The organism is Asanoa hainanensis, from assembly GCF_900188485.1.
Lineage (GTDB): Bacteria > Actinomycetota > Actinomycetes > Mycobacteriales > Micromonosporaceae > Asanoa > Asanoa hainanensis.
Map to the genome: position 1 here is coordinate 249,757 of NZ_FZPH01000007.1, position 21,111 is coordinate 270,867.

The 21,111-nt window shown below is 71.7% G+C and carries 16 protein-coding genes; 3 read left to right on the forward strand and 13 right to left on the reverse strand.

Features of this window, described 5'->3' with window-relative positions; all coding sequences use genetic code 11:
- Window positions 1-47: 47 nt before the first annotated feature.
- Complete coding sequence (locus CHC05_RS19505; protein WP_144022675.1) at window positions 48-974, reverse strand: helix-turn-helix domain-containing protein; 927 nt, start codon at window positions 972-974, stop codon at window positions 48-50.
- Between the two features lie 100 nt (window positions 975-1,074).
- On the opposite strand from CHC05_RS19505, the gene CHC05_RS19510 reads away from it, so the two are divergent.
- Together CHC05_RS19510 and CHC05_RS19515 are read left to right on the forward strand one after the other, a co-directional pair.
- A complete protein-coding gene (locus CHC05_RS19510; protein WP_089250819.1) occupies window positions 1,075-1,959 on the forward strand; it encodes a metallophosphoesterase in 885 nt (294 codons plus the stop codon).
- Window positions 1,922-2,833 (forward strand): UbiA family prenyltransferase, encoded by a 912-nt coding sequence (locus tag CHC05_RS19515; RefSeq protein WP_089250821.1) that lies wholly within the window; start codon window positions 1,922-1,924, stop codon window positions 2,831-2,833. Before CHC05_RS19510 ends, CHC05_RS19515 begins: the two co-directional genes overlap by 38 nt.
- Before the next feature lie 16 nt (window positions 2,834-2,849).
- Here the strand turns inward: CHC05_RS19515 and CHC05_RS19520 are convergent, their stop codons facing one another.
- The 12 genes from CHC05_RS19520 to CHC05_RS19580 form a co-directional block, all read right to left on the reverse strand.
- Window positions 2,850-3,524 carry a DUF4097 family beta strand repeat-containing protein gene (locus tag CHC05_RS19520; protein ID WP_089250823.1) on the reverse strand — a complete coding sequence of 225 codons (675 nt, stop codon included), beginning with the start codon at window positions 3,522-3,524 and terminating at the stop codon, window positions 2,850-2,852.
- A 350-nt stretch (window positions 3,525-3,874) separates the two neighbouring features.
- Complete coding sequence (locus tag CHC05_RS19525) at window positions 3,875-4,291, reverse strand: protein NO VEIN domain-containing protein (RefSeq protein ID WP_089250825.1); 417 nt, start codon at window positions 4,289-4,291, stop codon at window positions 3,875-3,877.
- Entirely contained in the window at window positions 4,288-5,007 is a 720-nt protein-coding gene (locus tag CHC05_RS19530) for a hypothetical protein (protein WP_089250827.1), read from the reverse strand. Before CHC05_RS19530 ends, CHC05_RS19525 begins: the two co-directional genes overlap by 4 nt.
- 121 nt (window positions 5,008-5,128) lie before the next feature.
- On the reverse strand, window positions 5,129-5,824 hold the full coding sequence (locus tag CHC05_RS19535) for a DUF4253 domain-containing protein (protein ID WP_218824602.1): 696 nt from the start codon (window positions 5,822-5,824) through the stop codon (window positions 5,129-5,131).
- Between the two features lie 38 nt (window positions 5,825-5,862).
- Entirely contained in the window at window positions 5,863-7,611 is a 1,749-nt protein-coding gene (locus CHC05_RS41560; RefSeq protein ID WP_179266273.1) for a hypothetical protein, read from the reverse strand.
- 56 nt (window positions 7,612-7,667) lie between these two features.
- Window positions 7,668-10,514 carry an ATP-binding protein gene (locus CHC05_RS19545; protein ID WP_089250831.1) on the reverse strand — a complete coding sequence of 949 codons (2,847 nt, stop codon included), beginning with the start codon at window positions 10,512-10,514 and terminating at the stop codon, window positions 7,668-7,670.
- Window positions 10,515-10,528: 14 nt separating this feature from the next.
- Window positions 10,529-12,493 carry a hypothetical protein gene (locus CHC05_RS19550; RefSeq protein ID WP_179266274.1) on the reverse strand — a complete coding sequence of 655 codons (1,965 nt, stop codon included), beginning with the start codon at window positions 12,491-12,493 and terminating at the stop codon, window positions 10,529-10,531.
- A 112-nt stretch (window positions 12,494-12,605) separates the two neighbouring features.
- Window positions 12,606-15,725, reverse strand: a complete 3,120-nt coding sequence (locus CHC05_RS19560) for a glycoside hydrolase family 2 protein (RefSeq protein ID WP_144022677.1) — start codon at window positions 15,723-15,725, stop codon at window positions 12,606-12,608.
- 88 nt (window positions 15,726-15,813) lie between these two features.
- Window positions 15,814-16,683 (reverse strand): ROK family protein, encoded by an 870-nt coding sequence (locus tag CHC05_RS19565; RefSeq protein ID WP_089250839.1) that lies wholly within the window; start codon window positions 16,681-16,683, stop codon window positions 15,814-15,816.
- Window positions 16,680-17,864, reverse strand: coding sequence for a sugar ABC transporter permease (locus tag CHC05_RS19570; RefSeq protein WP_245871053.1), 1,185 nt, complete (start codon window positions 17,862-17,864; stop codon window positions 16,680-16,682). Before CHC05_RS19570 ends, CHC05_RS19565 begins: the two co-directional genes overlap by 4 nt.
- Window positions 17,861-18,562, reverse strand: coding sequence for an ATP-binding cassette domain-containing protein (locus CHC05_RS19575; RefSeq protein ID WP_245871055.1), 702 nt, complete (start codon window positions 18,560-18,562; stop codon window positions 17,861-17,863). Before CHC05_RS19575 ends, CHC05_RS19570 begins: the two co-directional genes overlap by 4 nt.
- Before the next feature lie 18 nt (window positions 18,563-18,580).
- Entirely contained in the window at window positions 18,581-19,678 is a 1,098-nt protein-coding gene (locus tag CHC05_RS19580; RefSeq protein ID WP_089250843.1) for a sugar ABC transporter substrate-binding protein, read from the reverse strand.
- Between the two features lie 117 nt (window positions 19,679-19,795).
- Between CHC05_RS19580 and CHC05_RS19585 the strand changes: the two genes are divergently transcribed.
- Entirely contained in the window at window positions 19,796-21,001 is a 1,206-nt protein-coding gene (locus CHC05_RS19585) for an ROK family transcriptional regulator (RefSeq protein ID WP_089250845.1), read from the forward strand.
- Window positions 21,002-21,111: the final 110 nt, after the last annotated feature.

Genomic DNA, 21,111 nt, shown 5'->3' on the forward strand with positions numbered 1-21,111 from the left:
AGGGCCGTAACTGGGCGGAAAAACGACGGTGTGGCGGAATCCGGAAACTACCGCGCGCGCCGCAGGTCCGTGGCCCGCATCCCGAAGTGCGCCCGGAAGGCCTGCGAGAAGTAGGCCGCCGAGCCGAATCCACAGCGCGACGCCACGTCGGCAACCGTGGCCTGTGGACACGTGACGAGCAGCGTGCGGGCGCGTTCGAGCCGCTTGGCCAACACGTACTGCGGCAGGCTCGGGCCGGCGGCGGCGAAGGCCCGCGACAGGTGCCGCTCGCTGATCCCGATGCCGGCGGCGACCCGCGACGCGCTCAGCCCTGGGTCGGTCAGGTGGTCCTCGATGAACGCGCGCGCGTTGGCCAGGTGCGCCGTGCCCGGGTCGACCGCGGTGCGTCCGGTCATGCTGGCGAGCAGCTGGAGCACGGTCGCCTCGTCCACCGGCTCGTCCCCGTCGGGACGCAGGGCGCGGTCGACCAGCCGCGCGAAGGTCCGGGCCGCGATGTCGCCGTGCGCGAAGTCCCGCACCAGGGGCGCCGGAAGCGCGTCGAGCCCGGTCACCTCCCGGAACGTCGACCGTGGCACCTTGACCGCCAGCTCCTCCAGCCCGTGCGAGAAGCCGCGCATGAACGGGCGGTCCGCGTCGCAGAGGAGCGCCTGGCCCGGACGCAGGGTGAGCACGCCGCCGTCGTGGTAGAAGAACGCCTCACCGACCAGGGTCAGGTAGACCGCGATCGAGTCGGTGGGGCTCCGGCGGATCACCTCCGCCGGCCGTTCGACGACGTGGGAGCTGCCGCGTACGCGGGCCAGGTGCATCCGGTCGAGCTGGAGGTTGAGCTCGGTCCCGTCGAACGGCGTCTCGCTGAGCAGGTGACAGCGCAGCCCGATCAGCGCGGTGCGGTTGTGGTCCTCCCACAGCCCGACCCGCTGGCCGGGAGGCAGCTCAGCCGTGCTGAAGCGCGACATGCGCCGGGGCTGCGTCACGGTCCACCCCCGTCCATGGGTCGGCAGTCACGAATATTAACCCCTGACGGAATCGCGCAGCCCGGTCTTTCCGCTCGTGGATGTTGGCTACGGTGACCCGATGCCACCTTTGTTCGTCATCGCGGACATCCACGGCCACCGGGAGGAGCTGGTTTCGGCTCTGCGAGCGGCCGGGCTGGTCGACGGTGCTGGTCGATGGGCCGGAGGAGATGCCCGGCTGTGGCTGTTGGGCGACTATGTCGACCGCGGCCCCGACGGTCTGGGGGTCATCGACGACATCCGCGCGCTGGAGTCGGCAGCGGCGGCCGCGGGCGGGGAGGTGCGGGCGCTGCTCGGCAACCACGAGGCGCAGTTGCTCGCCGCGCATCGGTTCGGTGCCGCACCCGTACCCGGTTGGGACGATCCTGACGGTTTTCGCGGCGGATGGGCCCGGTTCGGCGGAAGGGAGGCGGACCTGCGCCGCCTGACCCCCGACCACATCTCCTGGATCGCGCGGCTGCCCGCCGTCGCCCTCGTCGACGGCCATCTGCTGGTGCACTCGGACACGCTCGGCTACCTGGAGTTCGGCTCGACGATCGCACAGATCAACGCCGCCGTGGGTACGGCGTTGCGGAGCACCGACGTGGCCAGCTGGTTGACGTTCTGCGGGCGGCTCAGCGGCCGGAACGCGTTCCGCGACGCCGACCCGACGCCCGCGGTCTCACGACTGCTGAGCACGCTCGGCGGCGACGTGATCGTGCACGGCCACAGCACGCTCACGAAGCATTTCGGGGTCCAGGAGGTCAAGGAAGGCCTGTGGTACGCCGACAAGCGGGTACTCGCCATCGACGGGGGCGTGTACGAGGGCGGCCGGCTCCTGCTCACGCGGTTGATCTCCCCCGTGCGGGGGAGCGGGATGGCTCTCGGAGGTGAGTTCCGGGCCGCTGGGGCCGCCTATTGTCGATCGCATGGCCACCGCTGTCTTGTCCTCGTCCGCTCCACATAGGACCGCGTTGGACCGTTGGGTCGTCCTGCGCCTGACGCGTCCGTGGTTCTGGCCCCTGAGCTGGGCGGGTGCGTACTTCGGCATGGTGGTCGCGACCGGAGACCCGGTGCCCGCCCGCGAGGCCGTGCCGGCGACCGTCGCGGCCGCCGTCGTCCTCGGCCCGCTGGTGTGGGCGTGGGTGTTCGCCCTCAACGACCTGCACGATCTGCCCAGCGACCGGCGCAACCCCCGCAAAGCCACCGCACCCCTGGTGACCGGCGAGCTCACCCCGGCGGACCTGCGTCGCTGCGCCCGCTGGTCGGCCGTCGCCGCCATCACGCTGGCGACCGTGGCGGGCTCGACGTTCTTCGTGGGCACCGTCATCGTGCTTGTCTTCGGCTGGCTGTACAGCGTGCCGCCGATCCGGCTCAAGACCCGCCCTGGTGCGGACGTGGCCGTCAACGCGATCGTCGTGGGGGTGGTCGGTCCGCTCGGCGGCTGGTCGCTGTCTCGTCCGGTCCTGGACTACCCACCCGTCCTGGCGGTCCTGGGTCTGCTGCTGGCCGCCGCCCTCTACCTGCCCACCACCGTCATCGACCACGTCGCCGACCGCACGGCCGGCTACACGACGGCGGCGGTGCGGTGGACCGCGGCCGCGTGCTACCGCGCCGGCCTGGGGTTGTGGGTGGCGGCGAACGCTCTCTGGCTGGCGTGCTGCCACCTGGACGTGTTCGTGGACCGCGACTCGTGGCTGCTCCAGACGGTCGCGGCGCCGCTGCTGGTGCTGGTGTACGCGGCCGTGGCCCGCCGGCCGTCGATACCGCGGCTCGCGGTTGTCGCGATCGCGTTCGCGATCCCAGCCGCGGACTTCCTGCTCGCCTACAGCCTCGCCTGACCTGGTCATTGCTTTGTCAGAGGCTGCGGGCGGTGATGTTGCCGAGTGAGGTGGTGGCGCGGATGTCGAGTGCGGCGGTGCCGTCGTTGCGCAGGGCGTTGCTGATGCGGCCGGAGGCGGTGCTGGCGTCCAGCGTGGCCGAGACGCCGGGTGCGGCGCCGATGGTGATGTCGCCCATCTGGGTGGTGAGCACGACCGTGCCGCGTGCCGCTTCGGTGATTCGGATGTCGCCGCGCGGGGTGCTGATCTGGGCGGGGCCGCCGAGCCGGCCGATCTGCACGTCGCCGTCGACCGCGGTCAGGTGCAGGCTGGCGGTTTCGTCGATGGTGATCTGGCGGTAGGCGCCGTCGAAGGTGACGTCGCCGAGGCGGCCGGTGCCGCGGACCTCGCAGGCGCCGGTCTTGGCGTCGACGCGGGAGCCGGCGGGCAGCTCGACGGTGATGTCGACGGAGCCCTTGGAGCCGATCAGTTTGTGGTGGGTGGTGGAGTCGGTGATGCGCAGGACGCCGTCGTGGTAGTCGACGGTGGTGCGCTGCGCGGCCTGGACGTCGTGGCTCTTGGCCGCGTTGACGGGCTGGACCCGCACGGTGGTGACGGCCTGGTCGGCGGCGATGAGCTGGACGCGTCCGGCGGGGATCTCGAGGATGGCGGCGATCGGGGCGGGGGTTGCGAAGTTCTGCTCGTTTGTCATGCGTCGACTATCGGCACCGGTGCTGCCACGGCCCCGCCACGGACCTGACACCACCCCTGACACGCTCCCCCGCGCGGGGGAGGCGATTCCCGCTGTGCGGGGAAGGCCGCACCCCGGCGGCTTGGGACGGTGACAACGTCAGAAGCGTGCCACCAACTCGGCCCGGGAGAGAACCACGATGACCAGCAGCACCCGCCGGCGCAACCTCCTGGACCTGACCTCGCAGGAATGGAGCAGGCCCGAGCGCCGACGCCGTTCCCGAAAGGCCTGGTTGGTCGCAGTCGGCGGCCTGGCCCTCAGCGGCCTGGGCTTCGCGCTTCTCCTCGCGGCCCGCGCCGACCCGGAGGGGTTCAGGTCGGACGCTGGCCGATGAGCGCGTCGTATTCAGCGACCGGCCAGGGAACCGTGAAGTACTGCCGTTCGACCGCCCGTCGCACCAGGCGCTTCAGATCCTCGCCGCCGATCTGGAGGAGCCGGAAGTGCGCCGGGTCGCCTTGGCGCACGTTCTCGACGATGTAGATCCAGAAATCAGGATTGGTGTCCGCCTCAGCCCGCTGCCGGGACTCGAGCCACAGATCCTGCCCGCGGGCCGACGCTCCGCAGGCCTTGACCTCGATGGTGCGACCGCTGCTGGCGACATCGGCCGGGGCCCCGGTGCCGCGAGTGTCTTCGGCGGGGCGTCCGTGGTCGGCCTCCCACCGCAGCACGAACGCCACCGCCGCGTCCTCGATCGCCCGATTTCCACTGAGCCGCGAAGGTCCGGTCATGGCTGCCACCATTCGCTGGAGTAGGTGCCGTCCTGATCGAGAAGGACGACGTGGATGTTCGCGGCGTGGCGACCGGTGCGGGTGCGGGCGGCGAGGTCGCGGTAACGGTCGTGGGCCGGCAGCACCATCAGTGACTCGCGCTCGGGATGGCTGTCCAACAGCAGCATCGCCTTGAACAGGGCCTGGCTGAACCAGTGCCCCGCCTGCGTGCTGGGCTGGGTCCGTTTCGCCTCGGCGGCGCGACGCGGGTCCGCGTAGGTGTCGGACGGCCAGCCCTTCACCTCCGCACCCAACGCCCGGCCCGGCGCCTCGGCGAGCAGGTCGACGCCGCGGGCTTTCGTGGCGGTGTCGGCCATGGCGGTGACCGACCAACCGCTGCGTTGGAGGAGGTTGGCGAACACCTGCTGCACGGCGCCTTCCCACGGCCAGCCGGTGCTCGCGTGCCGCTCCACGGGTGCGACAGCCGGCGGAGCGGGTCGCCCGCTGCCACTCACGATCTCGAACCCGAGCGCCCGCAGGTGCCGCAACGCGATGTGACTGGTGAACTCGGTGCGGTCCAACCCGAGCGCGCGCTCGAACGCCTGCTGGACCGGGTACACGATGCCGGCGACGCGCACCCCGTGCTTACGCACAGCTTCCGGCGCGACATCACGCAGCCGCGCCGTGACCGTCGCGGCGTCCAGGTCGCGAGCGAGCCCGTTGAGCACGAACCGCACCAGCCGCCCTCCCCGCCCGCGAAGTCTGTGGTCGCCCACCGTATGACCGGGAAGCCGCCAACGACACCGGATGACCAGCCAGACAACGGCAACGATCAACCATCGACGGCGGTGAGGTCGTTCAGTCCCACCAGAAGTTCCACACTCGCGCTTCGAGCACCTGCTTGGCGTACGGGCCGATGGCGCCCGGTCCCTGGTAGATGTTGTCCGGGCAGAAGGCGAGGTGTTCCGCCGAGATCACCAGCGCCTCCTCGATGGTCCGCGGCGGCGCGGCGATGCTCAGGGTGAGGGTGTCGAAGCCGAGACCGATCGCGCGGGCGCCGAAGCGGCTCTCCCAGCTGCACAGCACGGCGCATAGCTGCGCGGTGTTGTTCGTGTGGTTCGCCGGTCCGTGCCAGCCGCACGCGGCCAGGGTGTCGCTGCCGCGTGGGGCTGGCACGAACCCGATGCGCAGCCAGGGCTGCCGGTGCAGGAGCGCGTCGGCGGCGCGGTCGGCTTCGTCGTCCGGGTCGGCGATCAGCGCGCCGGCGGGTGCGAGACCTGGCCAGCCCTTGTCCGGCGCACCGACCGCAAAGAGGTGGGCCAGCACGGTCTCGGCGTCGTAATCGTCCGGTGCGGACGTCTCCGGCTGCCCCAGCTCGCCGGACTCCCACGGCCGCTGCCCGTCGCGGTCAAGGCTGTCGAGCAGCAGCGGCCACAGCCCGGACCTGTGGTGGTCGGCGCGCGCTGCCGCCCACGAGCCGGGCGTCGCGGGCGCGTCGCTGATCCACATGGCCTCCGCACCCCCGTCACGGTTTGGCTGTCGAAGTTTGGTCACGGCTAGAGGCTAAACCGAGCCACCGACAGAAACGGCGGCTACGGGCGCACCCCCGAATCCGGCGGCTTGCCCGGCGAGACCGGGTCGGGGTCGGCCGCCGGTTTGACCGGACGTTCGCCCGACTCCAGCGGGCCCGGTTCCGATGTCGGCGTTTTGAGTGGCTGGACCGGCGTGGCGTCCGGGTCCAGCGACGGGTCGATGAGGCGCTCACCCGACTCCGGCGCGATGTAGACCTCCGAGTCCGGGTGCGGGGACCACTCCGGGTCCGAGCCAGGGGGATCGGCCGCTGGGGGCTCGGGGCTCGCGGGTGATTCGACGATCTCGACCTCGACGTGGGATGGCGGCTGGTATTCCTCCGGGAACGTCGGGCTGCGCAACGTGTCCGGGACATCGGTCGGGCGCACGCCCGAATCCGGGCTCGGCTCCGGCCTCACCGGGGCTTCCGGCGCGGTCGGGTTCTGCGCCGGGACCTCGGTCGGCACCTGGGTGCCCGGTGACTCCACGATGTCGACCCGCACCGGGCGTTCCGGTGGTTGCTCGACCGGGAACTCGGGGCTGCGCACCGTGTCCGGGATGCCATCGGCGGCACTGACCGTGCGTGCCTCGGCGCCTTCCATCGCGCCCGATGCGGCCGCCTCCGCGCCGCCGACTCCGGCACGGGCGGCCAGGCCCTCGGCCAGTCCCGCTCCGCCGGCGACCATCAGGCCGAGCTGCGGTACGTCCATCGCCAGGTCGGTGAACGCGCTCGCCAGCTTGGCGGTGGCGTCGGGGGCGTTGCGGACCTCAGGATCGATCGCGTACGTCATGGCCATCGCCTCGGCGTCCACGATGCGCTCGGCCATGCCGCCGACTCCCTTGGCCAGGCCGACCACCTCCCGGACCGGTTCCTTGAGCGCGTCGACGGCCTTGTCCTGGGCGCCGGGGGCGGTCGGGTCCATCGCGTACGCGACCAGGTCATGCGCGTTCCGGCCCGGCTGCAGGGCCGACGAGACGAGCCCCTCGGCAAGCTCCTTGCCGCGGTGGCCCAGGTTGTCCATCACGGCCGCCTGCATCGGGTGCTCCGTGCGGTCGGGGTTGACCGCCGCGTCCAGACCCTCGAAGACCGCGCCGCCCGGACGCAGCGTCTCCCGGACCGCGTGGTCGGCCCCGTCGACCGCCTCGAACACGCCACCGCCCGGCTTGACGGTCGCCGACGCGGCCGCGACGCCTTCCTTCGCCACGTCCTCGACCTTCGTGACGCCCTGCGCCACGGCGTCGGCCCCGCGAGTGGCGGCCTGCTCAACGGTCACCGCGCCGTGGGCGACGGTCTCCTGCACTTTTGCCGCGCCGTCGGCAACGGTCTGTTGGACCTTCGCCGCGCCGTCGGCGACGGTCTGCTCCATCCTGCCCGCGGCGTCTGCGACGGCTTGCTGCGCCTTGGCGGCTCCGTCGCTCAGGGTTTCGTGGACCGTCGCCGCGACCCCCGTCACGGCGTCCCCGGCCTTCACCGTGCCCTGGACGACGGTGTCGGCGGCCTTCCCGGCACCGGTCGCGACCGCGTCGTAGGCGTGGCTCACCGCACCGGCCATCGCGTCGCGCCCCGCCCCGACCTGCGCTTGCACGGCGGCCACCAGCCCGGCCGCAGTGTCGCGTGGGTGGGCCAGCATCTCGCCGAGCGGCCGGGACGCGGCCTCCTTCGGCACCTCCGGCGGAGGCACCTCTGGCCGGCGCTCCGGCGTACCAGGCGGCACCGGCTCCGGTGGCTTGGGTTGTTCGGGCGGTGGCGGCGGGCGTTGGTCGACGGCCATCAGGGCTCAGCCTTCCGTGTCTCGGTGGACGTGCGTTACCAGGACGTGGGTGGGCATCAGCCCGCCCGCGCTTCGGCGGCCCGACGGCGGCGGGCCTGCGGCACGAGAAACTGGGTGGCGAACCCGCACTCGGAGAACCCGTCGATCGCCTCGGCGAGCCGCCCATCCCACGCCTCGTCCGCGGGCGTCCCGCCGACAACGGCCTCCACCGTGGACGGACGCCGGGTTCCCAGCCCGATGGCGTCCAACCGACGTTGGTCGGCGAGCGCCGCCTGCCACCAGCCGGCCACAGCCGTGTGCTGCTCGACTCGGGTCCGCCCAGGGATCCGTCGGCGCAGCCAGGTCTCCCACTCACCGGTCGCCGGATCAGGCCCGGACCCGGCGGCCGGCGACGACTCGGCCGCGATGCCAAGAGCCAGCTCGACAAAGACCCGCAACCACCGCAGATGGTCGGCGAGGTACGCGAAGCCGTCCGAAGCACACAGGTCGGAAGCGCCACCCACGACCGCGCGCATGACGGTCACGCAATGCAGCGCGAGACCGGTCGCCGACACCTGGGGATGCAACTGCCCCGAGCGCACCGCGACGGCATCGTCGACGGCGTGGCCGAGCGCGCAGTCCAACAGCCGGGCATCCAGCCCGGCCAACGACCGCACCAGCGAAGGGTCCGGCACCGGTGGTCGCTGGCCGACCAGGTGCGCCAGCACGGTCAGCTCCGCCCACAACGCCAGCCACGGCCGCTCCGCCAGCAGGTGCTGCGCCTCGCGCATCTGGCGCAGCGTGCAGACAGCGGAGCGGCAGTCGAGGCCGCACGTCTCGCTGCGCGGGGAGACGATCGCGTCGACTCCGGCAGCGGCGAGCGGCCCCTCCTCGGACCCGGTGCCGTCGGGCATCCGGACCAGCAGCGGGCGGTCCATGCCGTCGGTGAACACGGCCGCGGTCCCCGGGCGCAGCGACACCACGTGCCGGGACTGCTGCTCGTCGAGGTTCATCGTGGCACCGACGGCCGCGCGGTCGTCGCGGGCCGGCAACCGGTGCACGATCTTCACGGCGGTGTTCTTGATGACGTCCGGGATGAGCTTGCCGGGGATCTGCTCGGCGATGATCAGCCCCTCGCCGTGCGCGCGGACCTCCGCGAGCATCCCCGCGAACAGCTCGACCGCGTGCTGGGCCGGCCCCGAAGCGCCGTCGGAGGCGCGGCGCAGCAACCGATGCGCCTCCTCGATGACGGTGAGGTGCGAGAGCGGTAGCTGCGCACCGCCGTGCCGCTTCGACCGGACCCGCAGGTGCTCCGAGAGCCGAATCAGCACCGCACCCATCAGGAACGCCTTGTCCGCGTCGTCGCCGACGTTCTCGATCTCCAGGACCACGTTGCGCTCGCGCAGCAGGCGGAAGTCGAGCCGGTGCCCGCCCTCGAAGAAGCGGCCCGTCGTGCCGAGCCGCAGGCTGGCCAGGCGTACCTTGATGAAGCCGCTCACGTCCGCGGACGCCTCGGCGCCGTAGCCGATGTCGGTGACCACGCTCGCCGCGATGCGTTGCAGGTCGCCCAGCGTCGGATAGCGCGGCGGGCGGTCGCGCGGCACCGGCTCACCCAACGCCAGGTCCCAGCCGAGCTCCTCGTACCCCCGGGTCAGGGCGGTCGCGATCACCTGCGGAAACGGCTCGGCCGACTGGAAGACCGCCAGGAACAGCGCCCGCAGCAGGTCCAGGTGGGTCTGCAACGGGAAGCCGGGCTCGGGCTCGAGCGGGTTGAAGCCCGCCGGCGGCTGCGCGGGGTCACCCGGGCGGATCACGATCACGTCCCGGCCGTACGGGGCCAGCCGAGCGGCCATCCGCGCGTACTCGGCCTTGGCGGGCTCGACGGCCAGCCACGGCAGGCCGATCCGGGCCGCCTCGGTCAGCATGTGCCGCACGGTCTGCGACTTGCCGGAGCCGGTCGCGCCGCAGACGAACGTGTGCCGGTTGAGGGTGTCGCGATCCAGCGTCAGCGGGCTGCTGGGCAACGACGCCTGGTCGAGCACCGCACCCAGCGACAGCTCGAAGTCAGCGGGGGACCCTTCCGGCGTGACGTCGAACGTGTGGGGCTCGACGAGCCGCAACCCGGGCAGCTCGCGCGCCGGCGGCCGGGCCAGGGCCGCGAGCACCTCGGTGGTCGCGACCGGGGCCTCGTACGCGCGGGCGGCCGAGATCCCCGTGCCCGGCCCGGCGGGCGCGACGACGTACGGCAGCCCGTCGAGCTCGGTGACCGCGCACAGCCCGGCCGCGAGCGTCGCGACCCGCGACGGTGACCCGCCGACCAGCACCGACACCCGCCAGCAATCGCCGGCCTGCGCTCGGCTGAGCTCGCGGTGCCGGGCCTGCAGCCGCTCCAGCCTGATCCGCCGGGCCTCGCCGACCTCCCCACGCGTCAACGGCAGGATCTGGTTGACGAGCAGGTCCAGCTCGGGCTGGACGACCTGCGGCGCGAGCGGCTCGGCCAGCACCAGCCACGCGAACGGGGCGTCCAGGTGCGCCACGTGCCGGTCGAACCCGCCGCGACGGGCCGGCTCCCAGAGCGCGTCCGGCCGCACCGCGCACGGCACCCACGCGTCGAACCGGTCGAGCAGCCCCGCGGCCTCCGTGGCGGACAGGTCCGCGGCGACCGCCCCGGGCGGGAACAGCACCTGGCGCCGCCCCGGCCGGTCCGAAAATAACGAAGGCGGAAAGCCCGGCCTGCCCCCGACGAGGAAGCGCAGCTGCCGCTCGCCCGGCGCACGCAACCACACCGCACACAGCTCGCCGCCCGCTCCGAGCAGAGCGGGATGGGCACCACCGAGCGCGGCGATCAGGGCCCCGGGGAGGCCGTCGTCGGGCCGCGGCAACTCGACGAGCTGATGGAACTGGTAGTCCGGCCAGATCGACACTGAAAAAATCCCCTTCAGCCGAGCAGCGCGATGCCCGGGTTGCCGTCCGCGAGCAGGACCCGCCGCCCGGACGTGGAGTTGTCGACCAGGATGAACGCCGTCTCCGGCATGCCGAGGATCTGCTGCGGATCGACCAGGAACTCGTGCACCCGGCCGAACGTCGTGGACGTGCCGACGTTGTCCGCGCTGGTCCAGTTGCGGGTGCCGGTCCAGGTCTGCCCGCGGCTGTCGGTGAGGTTCCGCTTCTTGCGCAGGCCCGTGCTGACGCCGTCGCTGTGCGAGGTGTTGACGTTGAAGCTGTCCCCGCCGCCGTCGGTGAAGGTCTTGCCGACTTGTTGCGTCACCTGGTTGATGACGAACTTGTGGCCCTTGCCGACGAAGTCCGCGGCGACGGCCGCGTCGCGGTGGTTGTACATCTTCATGATGCACACGGCGCCGCCGGTGCCGGCGCTGCGCTCCAGGTCGCCCTGCGGCTGGTCGATCATCAGCACGAGCCGGACCCCGGCTCGCCGGGCGTGGTCGGAGAGCCGGTTGAGAGTACGGGCACCGAGGTGGTCGGCGCCGCAGATGACCAGCACCCCCGTGATCCGATCGCCGTCGACGGCCGCCTGCGCGACCTGGGTCAGCAGCCGGTCGAGCAGTTCCTTGCGGTCGTCGAGGCCACCGGGCGTGGCGACCACGTCAAGGTGGGCACTGGTCCACAAAGGAGCGCCGGGAGAGAACCCGGCGAGGATCTCCAGCTGGTTCACGATGAACCGCAACTGCCGCGCCGTCCATTCGTTCTGGTCGAGGTCACCGATGTGCCCGGCGAGCCGGCTCACCTCGGCGTCGCTGAGCACAGCGCCCGCGGGACTGCCCTGCCGCAGCACCCGGACCCCGGCGGCGAGCCGGTCGAACGTGACCGGACCCTCCAGGGACGACAGCACCCACCGCAGCACGTCTACCGCCAATGCCCGCTCCTGCCGAAGGTCCGCCCCGTCCACCAGGGCATGCGCGAGACAGTCGGCCAGGGCGGACGGCCCGACGCCGTCGAGCAGGTCGGCGGCGGCACCGGCGGCCAGATCGAGGCGGTTGGTACGCAGCCCGTGCGCGCGGGCCACCCCGAGCAGCCCGCCGGCGACCTCCTGGCCGGTGAGGTCCAGGACAGTGACCCGGCTGCCGGCGGCCAGCAACGACGTGCCGAACGTGAGCAGCAGGCTCGCCCAGCCGTGCCGGCGCGGATCCCCACCGAACACGTCGACGCGGGCCGGATCCGAGATCGGCCCGGCCGGATACCAGCGCGGGCCGTTGGCGAGCTCGGCGGCGATCCGCGCCGCCTCCGCGGTCTGCGCGCGATGCTGCGCCACCGCCTCCCGCCACTCCCGCTGGGCCTGGTTGTGCCGTTCGCGCTCGGCGGCCCGCAGCGCCAGGTACGGCTGCTCGAAGTGGCGGATGGCGGCGCTGGCCCGGCGGACGCCGTTGAGCGCCCGCAGGACGCCGATGCCCAGCAGCGCGGCGACGACGAGCACGGCGATCGGGAAGATCTCGCTGGCCTCGGAGCCGCCGTACTCGGAGACGGTCTCCTCGAGGGTGAACTGGTAGGTGGAGAACAGGACCACGGCGGCGACCGCGACCACCAGCCGGCGGACCATCGTGGTCACGGCCTTCGACCGCTCGGCGTGCAGAGCGGATGCGTCCGGGCGGGGCGACTCGACCCACGGTGCCGGCTGTGCCGGCATGGGCGGCGCCACCGCCGCGACCGGCACGGGTGCCGCCTCCCAGCCCCACCGTGCCGGCGGGGCGAACAGCCGGACCGCGAGCTCGGCCGGCCAGACCCGCTCCTCCTGGCGGTAGCTGGCGGCCGCGCTGCGACCGGCGGAGACGGCGTCCTCGCGCCGACCGCCGCCGCGCTCGGTCGCGGCGGCGGCGGATGCGGCGGCGGCGACCTCGTCGACGTCGCCACTGATCAGGGTGTCGGAAAAATAGCGCTGCCAGTCCATCGCAACCCCGTCGTCGGCATCGGTTGACACCGGTACGGAGGAGCGAGGAGCCCCGCTGATACAGAGAAACAGGGCGGCGGCCGCAAGAGGCGCGGCCGCCGCCCCGAGGGAGCTAGCTGACAGTCACCCGCGCCTTGAGCGAGGCCATCGTCTCCGGGGTGTTGGCCACCCCGGGAGTGGCGTTGCCGGCGTCCGCGTACCCGTTGGCGGTCCCGAAGTTCTCGGCACCGACCCGGGCCACGCAGTGGCAGTCGCCGGAGATGTTCATAGTCGGGACGTTGAAGCCGCTGACGGTCACGACCGGGTCCTGCCGGCCCAGCTCCGAAGCGGCGTACGTCTGGCTGATGGTCTGTGATTGCCCGGGCCACAACGTCACGTAGTTGTCGCTGTAGCTGGCCGGCCGGACCTGACTGTCGCCGGGGCCGGGGCTGGACCCGTGCCCCCGGTGCACGTCGACCCGCACCATGAACGCCACGGTGCCGGAGGTGTTCGTCAGCGTGACGTCGGTGGCGGTGTCCTGCCCGTCGGACAGACCGGCTTGGCGATGCGTGACGGCGGTCGCCCGGATCGTCGTCGAGGGCAGCAACCCGTTGGCGGGGTCGGACGACGGGCTCTGCAGGTTGCGCAGGTCCCCATAGGTGGCGAGGTTCGGATAGGCGCTACCGGTGTACGTCGGAACGTCGTTGACGGTCGACAGCCAGTAGACGTTGCGGTCCACGACGTGCCCGCCCCGCTTGAGCAGCAGCTCCAGGAAGTAGGTCCGCTGCGGCTTGCCGTCGACGTCCGGCAGCGTCGGGTTCGGCACGGTCAGGAGCTGGTTCATGACGCCCTGGCTGGGCATCGTGATGCCGGACGCGCTCTGGGTGGTCAACACGGTGCCGCGCATGTCATAGGTCCGCGCGGTCACCGACAGCCCGCTCTGCGTCTGACCGGTCAAGTTGGACACACCGATGGTGCGGTTGCCCGGGTCGGCCTCCGGCGCCGGGTGGGCGTAGTAGACGTGCAGCGACTCGTTGGCCTTCTTGGCACCGAAGAACGTGCCCGCCTGGTCGAAGTCGTACCCGTAGAGGTTCCAGAGCAGGCTCGGCATCGGCTTGTTCATCATCCAGTAGACGAGGCCGGTCGACGGCGAGTCGGTCCTGGTCGAGTGGTCGAGGTACGCCTCGAACTGCGCCCGTACCGTCTCGTAGTTGATGGCCTGGGCCTTGCGGACGAAGTCGTCGACACTCGGGTTGTCGCTGTAGAGGCCCGTGGCGCCGGGCGGGTTGGTCGGGCACGTGACCGGGGTGGCCGTCCAGGTGCCGTATCGCTGGCAGATCGCGGTCGCGAGCACGCCGACGTGCTGGAAGCTCGAATAGCTCGTGCCGCTGGACTGCTCGCCGCGCCCCGAGTTGAACTGCGCCAGGTTCGGCGAGGTGACCAGGGCGGTCTGGTCGGCAGGCGTCATGAACCGGTCGAGCGAGTCCTTCGTCGGGATCGTCGACCCGGGGCTGGACTCGGTCTGGAACGCCCAGGCGCCGCCGCGGTTGACGAACTCACCACTGGTGCACGGGTCGTTCCCGGTGCGGCCTTTACAGTTCGAGCTGTAGGCGTAGCTCGGCGGGAACCAGTTGTACGGCCCTTCCTTCATCCCGGACGGTCCGAGGGTCGGAGTCGACTTGTACTCGGCCGAGGCCATCACGGGAACGGAGAAGTCGGTCTCGGCGAAGCCGCGCAGCACGCCGGCCTCCTGGCTGGCCGACGGCACGTTGTCGCTCCAGCTGTAGAAGACGACGCTGGGGTGACTGCGCTGCTGACGGCCGAGGGCCACCGCGGTGCGGTAGTTGGTCTCCTCGTCCTTCGCCGTCCACCGCGAGCCCTCCTCCCAGTAGTTGCAGCACAGGAACCCGCCGTAGATGAGCAGCCCGGCGCGGTCCATCTGCTCGTAGAAGTCGTCCGGCTGGTCGTCGCCCTCCAGCCGCAGACCGTTGAGGCCCATCGACTTGATGAGCTGGACCTGGTCGGCGATGTTCTCGCGTGAGTACCGCAGGAACATGTCCTGGTCCATCATCCCGCCGCCGCGGAAGACGAACGGCTTGCCGTTGACGGCGAACCACCGCGAGCCGTCGTACGCCTGGCTGCCGGGGGAGGAGAGCCAGGAGGTGATGGTGCGGATCCCGAACGTCTGGCTGTCGGAGTCCGAGACCTGCCGGTCGCGCGAGACGTTCATCGCGAGGGTGTAGAGGGGCTGGTCGCCCATCTGGTACGGCCACCACACCTGCGGGTGCCGCACGTGCAGGGCGGAGTCGGTGCCTGGGTCGAAGACGACGGCGCGTGACTCGCCGGCGCCCAGGGTGATCGTCTTGCGCAGGTTGATGGGGTGCTTGCCCCGCGGGTCGGTGATGGTCGCGTTGACCGTGGCGGTCCGCGACTTGCGGGACGTGTTGGTCACGGTGCCCTTGACCGTCAGGTCGGAGCTGCTCAGGTCGGCGGCGTTGGCCTGCACGACGTGCGCGTCGTCGAGGCGGAACGTGTCGGAGACATGCAGCCGGACCGGGTACTTGATGCCGGTGTTCTGGTCGCGGGCGGCCTGGGTCCAGTCGTTGAAGTCCTGGGTCAACATCTCCCCGGGTACGTTCGGGTAGATCTGGAACGCCAGCGCGTTCGGGCTGTTGCCCTTGACCAGGTCGGTGATGTCGAACGTGTACTCGGGCTCGGAGCCCTGGATGACGTCCTTGGTGGCGAGCTGGACGCCGTTGACCCACAGGTCGGCCTGACCCATGATCCCGCGCACCTCGAGCACCACGTTCCGGTCGCCACCGGGCCGGGGATGCGCGCTGAACTCGGTCCGGAACCACCACGGGTGGTTGTACTGGTCGTTCGGTGCGCCGTGCGCGTCGGGTTGGGGTCCCTGGCAGGTGGTGAGGTTCTGCGAGTAGAAGATGTTGTTCGCGCCGCACTGGTCATCCGGCGGGATGTTCTGCAGTTGCGCGGCCACGACGCTGCCCACCGCGTGCGCGTCGTTGGTGCGCACCGACAGCCAGCCGCGCGGGGAGTAGGCGCGCCGGGAGATCAGGTCGCCGGTGTCGGGGGTGGCGGTGCTGCTCTGCACCTGCCATTGCCCGGCGAGGTCCACTGTCGACTCGACACCGGCGGGAGAGGCGCTGCTGGGGGTGGCGGGGACGGATGCGAGAAGCGAGCTGACCAGGAGTACGGGTAGGGCCGCTGCGACGTTTCTGAATCTGCGGTTCATGGGGGGTTGCCTCCTCGGCACAATCAACGCATTTCGGAACCGACGGACCGTGCTCCCTCCTCTCCGGGCCCTCGCAGGCCCGCGGTGATCAAACGGCTTCGACGGCCAGGGCCAGTGCGCCCAGCAGGGGTGCGTCGTCGATGAAGGTGGCCGGCACCAGCTCCGGCGGGAACGGGACCGCCCGGGGGAGCAGGGCGGCGACGCGGGGCAGGATGCGCTCGGCGGCGCCCATCATCCCGCCGCCGATCACCACCCGCGCCGGGTCGAGGGTGATGCACAGGTTGGCCACGGCCTGCGCCAGCGTCCGCAGCGCGCTGTCGATGAGCGCGTCCACCCGCGGGTCGCCGGCGATGGTGAACAGCTCCGCGGCGGCCACCGGGCGGCCCACCAGCGCGGAACCCTGGCTGGCCAGCGCGCTGCCGGACACCAGCTCCTCCAGCGGCGCGTCACCGTCGGCGTAGCAGCCGTCGCGGGCGGGGTCGAGCAGGTAGCCGATCTCGCCGGCGGCGCCGTGCGCGCCGCGCACCACCCGGCCGTCGACCACCAGCGCCGCCGCCAGTCCCGTGCCCAGGTTGAGGTAGACACCGACGTCCACGCCGCGCAGCGCACCCCAGCGCAGCTCGGCCGCCGCGGCGGCGTTGACGTCGTTGTCGATGACGACCGGGGTGTCGCCGTACTCGTCGCGCAGCAGCCGGGGCAGCTCCATGCCCTCCCAGCCGGGCACGTTGGGCGCAAGCCGGATCCGGTCGTCGCGGACGACGCCTATGGTGGACACACCGACGGCGAGCGGTGCGGCGGCCAGCCCCCGAGCTGCCTGCAACGACCGCCGCACCACCTCCTCCGCGCTCCCGGTCGTCGGGATCCTCAGCCGGTCCGAGGAGACCACGGGCGACCATCCTGGATCCGCCGTGGCCAGCGCGACCTTCGTGCCGCCGAAGTCGATGCCGAGAACCTTCACTGCTCACTGCCCCGACGCGACAGCGAGTCGATGGCCACGGCGGCCGCCAGCACGACGGCGGTGACCATGAAGCGGATCGACGAGTCCACATTGAGCAGCAGCATCCCGTTGGTGATCGACTGGATCACCAGGATGCCGAGCAGGGCCGCGTACGGACGGCCCCGGCCGCCGAACAGCGACACCCCGCCGATGACCGCGGCGGCGATGGCCATCAGCAGGGTGTCGCTGCCCCCCGAGCTCTGGTTGACCGCGGCGAGTCGGCTGGCCGCGAGCAGACCGCCGAACGCGGCCAGGGTCGAGGCCAGCACGAACGCGACGATCCGCAGCCGGGTGACCGGGATGCCGGCGCGCCGCGCCGCCTCAGCGTTGCCGCCGATCGCGTAGATCCATTGCCCGAACACGGTGTTGCGCAGCACCAGGTCGAGGGCCACGACCAGGGTGCCGAAGATGACCAGCAGCAGGGGTACGCCGCGGTCGGCACTGAGCACGAGCACGGCGGCGCCGAGCAGCACCGCGAGCCCGGCCACGCGCAGGACCGTCCGGCTCAACGCGGGCAGGGGCAGGTCGGCGCGGCGGCGCCACCGCCGGTTGAGCACGGCGCTGGTCGCCACGGCGCCGACGATGAGCACCACGATCAGCCAGCTCGCCCAGGGCGGCAGCCAGGTGTCGCTGAGCTTGGCGATCGCCCCGTCGAACGGCAGGTTGATGGTGCCGCCGCGGCCCAGGACGTACAGCAGCAGTCCCTGCCAGCCGATCAGGCCGGCGAGGGTCACCACGAACGACGGCATGCGCAGCTGCGTGAACATCAGCCCGTGCACGAGGCCGATGACCGCGCCCAGGGCGAGGGCGACGACGACGGCGAGCAGGGCGGACTGGCCGTGCCGGACGTGCACGATGGCCAGGACCGCCGCGCACAGCCCGCTGACCGACCCGGCGGACAGGTCGATCTCGCCGAGCAGGAGCACCATGATGATGCCCAGCGAGATGGTCCCGGTCGCGGCGAGCTGCAGGGCGAGGTTGGAGAGGTTCTCGGCGGACAGGAACTGCTCGTTGAGCGAGCCGAACACGATCGCGATGACGACCAGCCCGCCCACGACCGGCCAGCTGCCGACGCCGCCGGGCCGCGCGGGCCCGTCCGTCGTGCGGCCCGGCCAACGGATCGCTTTGGTCAACGTGGTCACGCGGCGGCTCCGGTGATCGCGGCCACGATGGCCTCCGGGCTGGTCTCGGCGGTGCGGAACTCGCCGGCGTTGCGGCCGAGCCGCAGCACGACCGTGCGGTCGCTCACGGCGCGGACGTCGGCGAGGTTGTGGGAGATGACGAGGACGGCCAGGCCGCGGTCGCGCAGGCGCCGGATCAGGTCCAGCACCTGCGCGGTCTGCTCGACCCCGAGCGCGGCGGTGGGCTCGTCGAGGATGACCAGCCACGGCTCGCCCACCAGCGCGCGGGCGATGGCGACGGACTGCCGCTGGCCGCCGGAGAGCATCGCCACCGGCACGGCGATGTCCTGGATCCGGACGTCCAGCGAGGACAGTAGTGTCCGCGCCGACCGTTCCATCTCGATCTTGCGGAGCAGCGACCAGCGGCGCCGTTCCGAGCCGAGGAACAGGTTGCCGATCACGTTGAGGTTCTCGCACAGCGCGAGGTCCTGGTAGACCGTGGAGATGCCGAGGCTCCTGGCCTGGTGCGGGTTGTTGATCTGCACGGGCACCCCGTCGCGTTCGAGCTGTCCCTCGTCCGCGGTCACCGCGCCGGAGATCACCTTGATCAGGGTGGACTTGCCGGCGCCGTTGTCGCCGACCAGCGCGACGACCTCGCCCGCGCTCAGGTCCAGGTCGACCGCGTCGAGCGCCCGCACCGCACCGAACCGTTTTGACACGCCTCGCGCCGCGAACATCTACTGGATTCCCGCCTTGGCGCAGGCGGCGGCGACGGCGCCCGTACAGATCTCGCTGGCCTTGTAGAACCCGTCCTTCACGATCGTGTCCTTGATCTTGTCAGCGGTCACCGCGATCGGGTCCAGCAGGAACGACGGGATGTCGGCCGCCCCGTTGTTGACCTTGGTGGTGGCCGCGGCCTGCTCGCCCTTGGCCAGTCCGACCGCCAGCTCGGCGGACTTCTCGGCCTCGCTGCGGATGTCCAGGTAGATGGTCATGTACTGCTCGCCGGTCAGGATCCGCTGCACGGCGGCCAGCTCGGCGTCCTGCCCGGTGATCGGCGGCAGGGTGGTGTAGCCGGCCCGCTTCATCGCGGCGATCGCGCCGCCGGCCATGCCGTCGTTGGCCGAGAGCACGCCGACGATGTTGTCCCGGCCGAGGGCCGTGATCGCCTGCTCCATCTGCTGCTGCGCCTTGTCCGGGCTCCAGTCCGGGGTGTCGAACTCGCGTCCGATCTGGACCTTGCCGTCGAGGATGTTGTGGGCGCCGGTCTTGTAGTCCGCCGAGCTCGGGTCCGTCGGCGCACCGTTGATCATCACGATCTTGCCCTTGTCGGCGGTGCCCTTGGCGGTCAGGGCGTCCAGCAGCGCCTGCCCCTGCGCCTCGCCGACCCGCACGTTGTTGAAGGACACGTAGTAGTCGTAGGAGATGTCGGAGATCAGCCGGTCGTACGCGATGACCGGCACCCGCTTCTGCTTGGCCTGGTTGACCAGGGAGGCGGCGGCCTTGGCGTCGACGGCGTCGAGCACCAGCACGTCGACGCCCTGGGCGAGCGCGGCCTCGACCTGCTGCTGCTGCTTGCCGGCGTCCTGGTCGGCGTTGTTGTAGAGCAGCTTGCACGTCGGGCACAGCGCCTTGACCTTGGCCTCGAACAGCGGCCGGTCGAACGCCTCGTAGCGGGTGGTCTTGGACTCGGGCAGGAACAGCCCGATCGTCGGTGCGTCTTCGGCTTTGGTGCCCGAGTCGGAGCCGGAGTCCGACCCGCTGCCGCAGCCCGCGGTCGTCAGCGCGGTCACCAGCGCGGTCGTCAATAGGACACGGAACAACGTGGGTCTCATGGCGTACCTCTCGTCGGAGGTTCAGGCCAGCAGGATGCGCCCCGCCCGACACATTTGGCAAGGTCCCTAACGAAATTTGTATTGGACCTTTACGAACGCGTGTGAGACCGTGAGCCGATGCCGACCGACCACCAGACCGCGAGCACGACCAGCATGTTGCGGGTCATGAACGAGCGGGCGGTGTTCGGCGAGATCTTCCGGCTCGGCCCGGTCTCGCGGCCTGAGCTCGCCCAGGCCACCGGCCTGTCCAAGCCGACCATCTCGGTCGCCCTGGCCAACCTCGGCCGCGCCGGCCTCGTCCGCGAGGTCGGCCTGCGCGCCGGACCCGCTGGCCGGTCCGCGCTGCTCTACGAGGTCCGCCCGGAGGCCGGCTGGGTGCTCGCCGTCGATATCGGACGGTCCTTCGTGCGGCTCGTCCTGGCCGACCTGGCGGGCACGATCGCCGCCCGCGTCGACGACCCGTCCGGCAGCCGCAACCCGGCGGACCTGCTCGCCCAGCTGACGGGGCTGGCCGACGATCTGACCGCGCGGGTCGGGATCGGGCGCGCCGACGTCACCCTGACCGTCTTCGGCACCCCCGGCATCCACGACAAGGACACCGGCGCGCTGCACCTCGCGCCCAACCTGCCCGGCTGGTCGCTGCCGGGCGCCGTCGACCGGCTCTCGGCGGTGTCCCCGTCGCCGTACCTCGTGGAGAACGACACCGACCTGGCCGCGGTCGGCGAGGCGACCTACGGCCTGGGCCGGGACGTCGCGCACTTCGCCTACGTGTCGATCGGCACCGGCACCGGCATGGGCATCGTGATCGACGGCAAGCTCTACCGCGGCGCCCGGGGCTGCGCCGGCGAGATCTCCTACCTCCCGATCGGCGAGGGCGACCCGCTGCAGGACGACCCGGCCGCCGCCCGTCGGGGGATGTTCGAGACGGTGGCCTCCGCCGACGGCATCGTCGCGGCGGCCCGGCGGCTGGGCTGGGCGGGGGCGACCAGCGCCAAGGAGGTCTTCGACGCCGCCCGGGCCGGCGAGCCGCTCGCCCGCCGCGCGGTGGAGGTCGAGGTCAACCACGTCGCGCACGCGCTGGCGGCGGTGACCGCGGTGCTCGACCTGGAGCTCATCGTGCTCGGCGGCGGCGTCGGGGTGCAGGGCGGCGACCTGCTGCTCGGCCCGGTCCAGGAGCGCCTGCCCCACCTGGTGGCGCTGGCGCCCCCGCGGATCGAGGTCTCGACGCTCGGCGCCGACGCCGTGCTCATGGGCGCGGTCGCCGTCGGCCTCACCGAGGCACGCGACCTGGTTCTCGCCCGAACCGTCGCGGCCACGCCCTAAGAACGAGAAGGCCCCAGCGCCTGGCTGGTGGCCTTCTCCAGAATCCGACAGTCGTTTTACGTCGAAGCGATTTCTCTTACGAGCCATTTCAACACGGAATACCACGACCT

What these genes read in the sequence shown, in the direction of transcription:
- CHC05_RS19510 (WP_089250819.1), top strand. Translation starts at nt 1,075, where the DNA reads ATGCCACCTTTGTTCGTCATCGCGGACATCCACGGCCACCGGGAGGAG.
- CHC05_RS41560 (WP_179266273.1), bottom strand. Translation starts at nt 7,611, where the DNA reads ATGGCCGTCGACCAACGCCCGCCGCCACCGCCCGAACAACCCAAGCCA.
- CHC05_RS19515 (WP_089250821.1), top strand. Translation starts at nt 1,922, where the DNA reads ATGGCCACCGCTGTCTTGTCCTCGTCCGCTCCACATAGGACCGCGTTG.
- CHC05_RS19525 (WP_089250825.1), bottom strand. Translation starts at nt 4,291, where the DNA reads ATGACCGGACCTTCGCGGCTCAGTGGAAATCGGGCGATCGAGGACGCG.
- CHC05_RS19520 (WP_089250823.1), bottom strand. Translation starts at nt 3,524, where the DNA reads ATGACAAACGAGCAGAACTTCGCAACCCCCGCCCCGATCGCCGCCATC.
- CHC05_RS19585 (WP_089250845.1), top strand. Translation starts at nt 19,796, where the DNA reads ATGCCGACCGACCACCAGACCGCGAGCACGACCAGCATGTTGCGGGTC.
- CHC05_RS19550 (WP_179266274.1), bottom strand. Translation starts at nt 12,493, where the DNA reads ATGGACTGGCAGCGCTATTTTTCCGACACCCTGATCAGTGGCGACGTC.
- CHC05_RS19560 (WP_144022677.1), bottom strand. Translation starts at nt 15,725, where the DNA reads ATGAACCGCAGATTCAGAAACGTCGCAGCGGCCCTACCCGTACTCCTG.
- CHC05_RS19580 (WP_089250843.1), bottom strand. Translation starts at nt 19,678, where the DNA reads ATGAGACCCACGTTGTTCCGTGTCCTATTGACGACCGCGCTGGTGACC.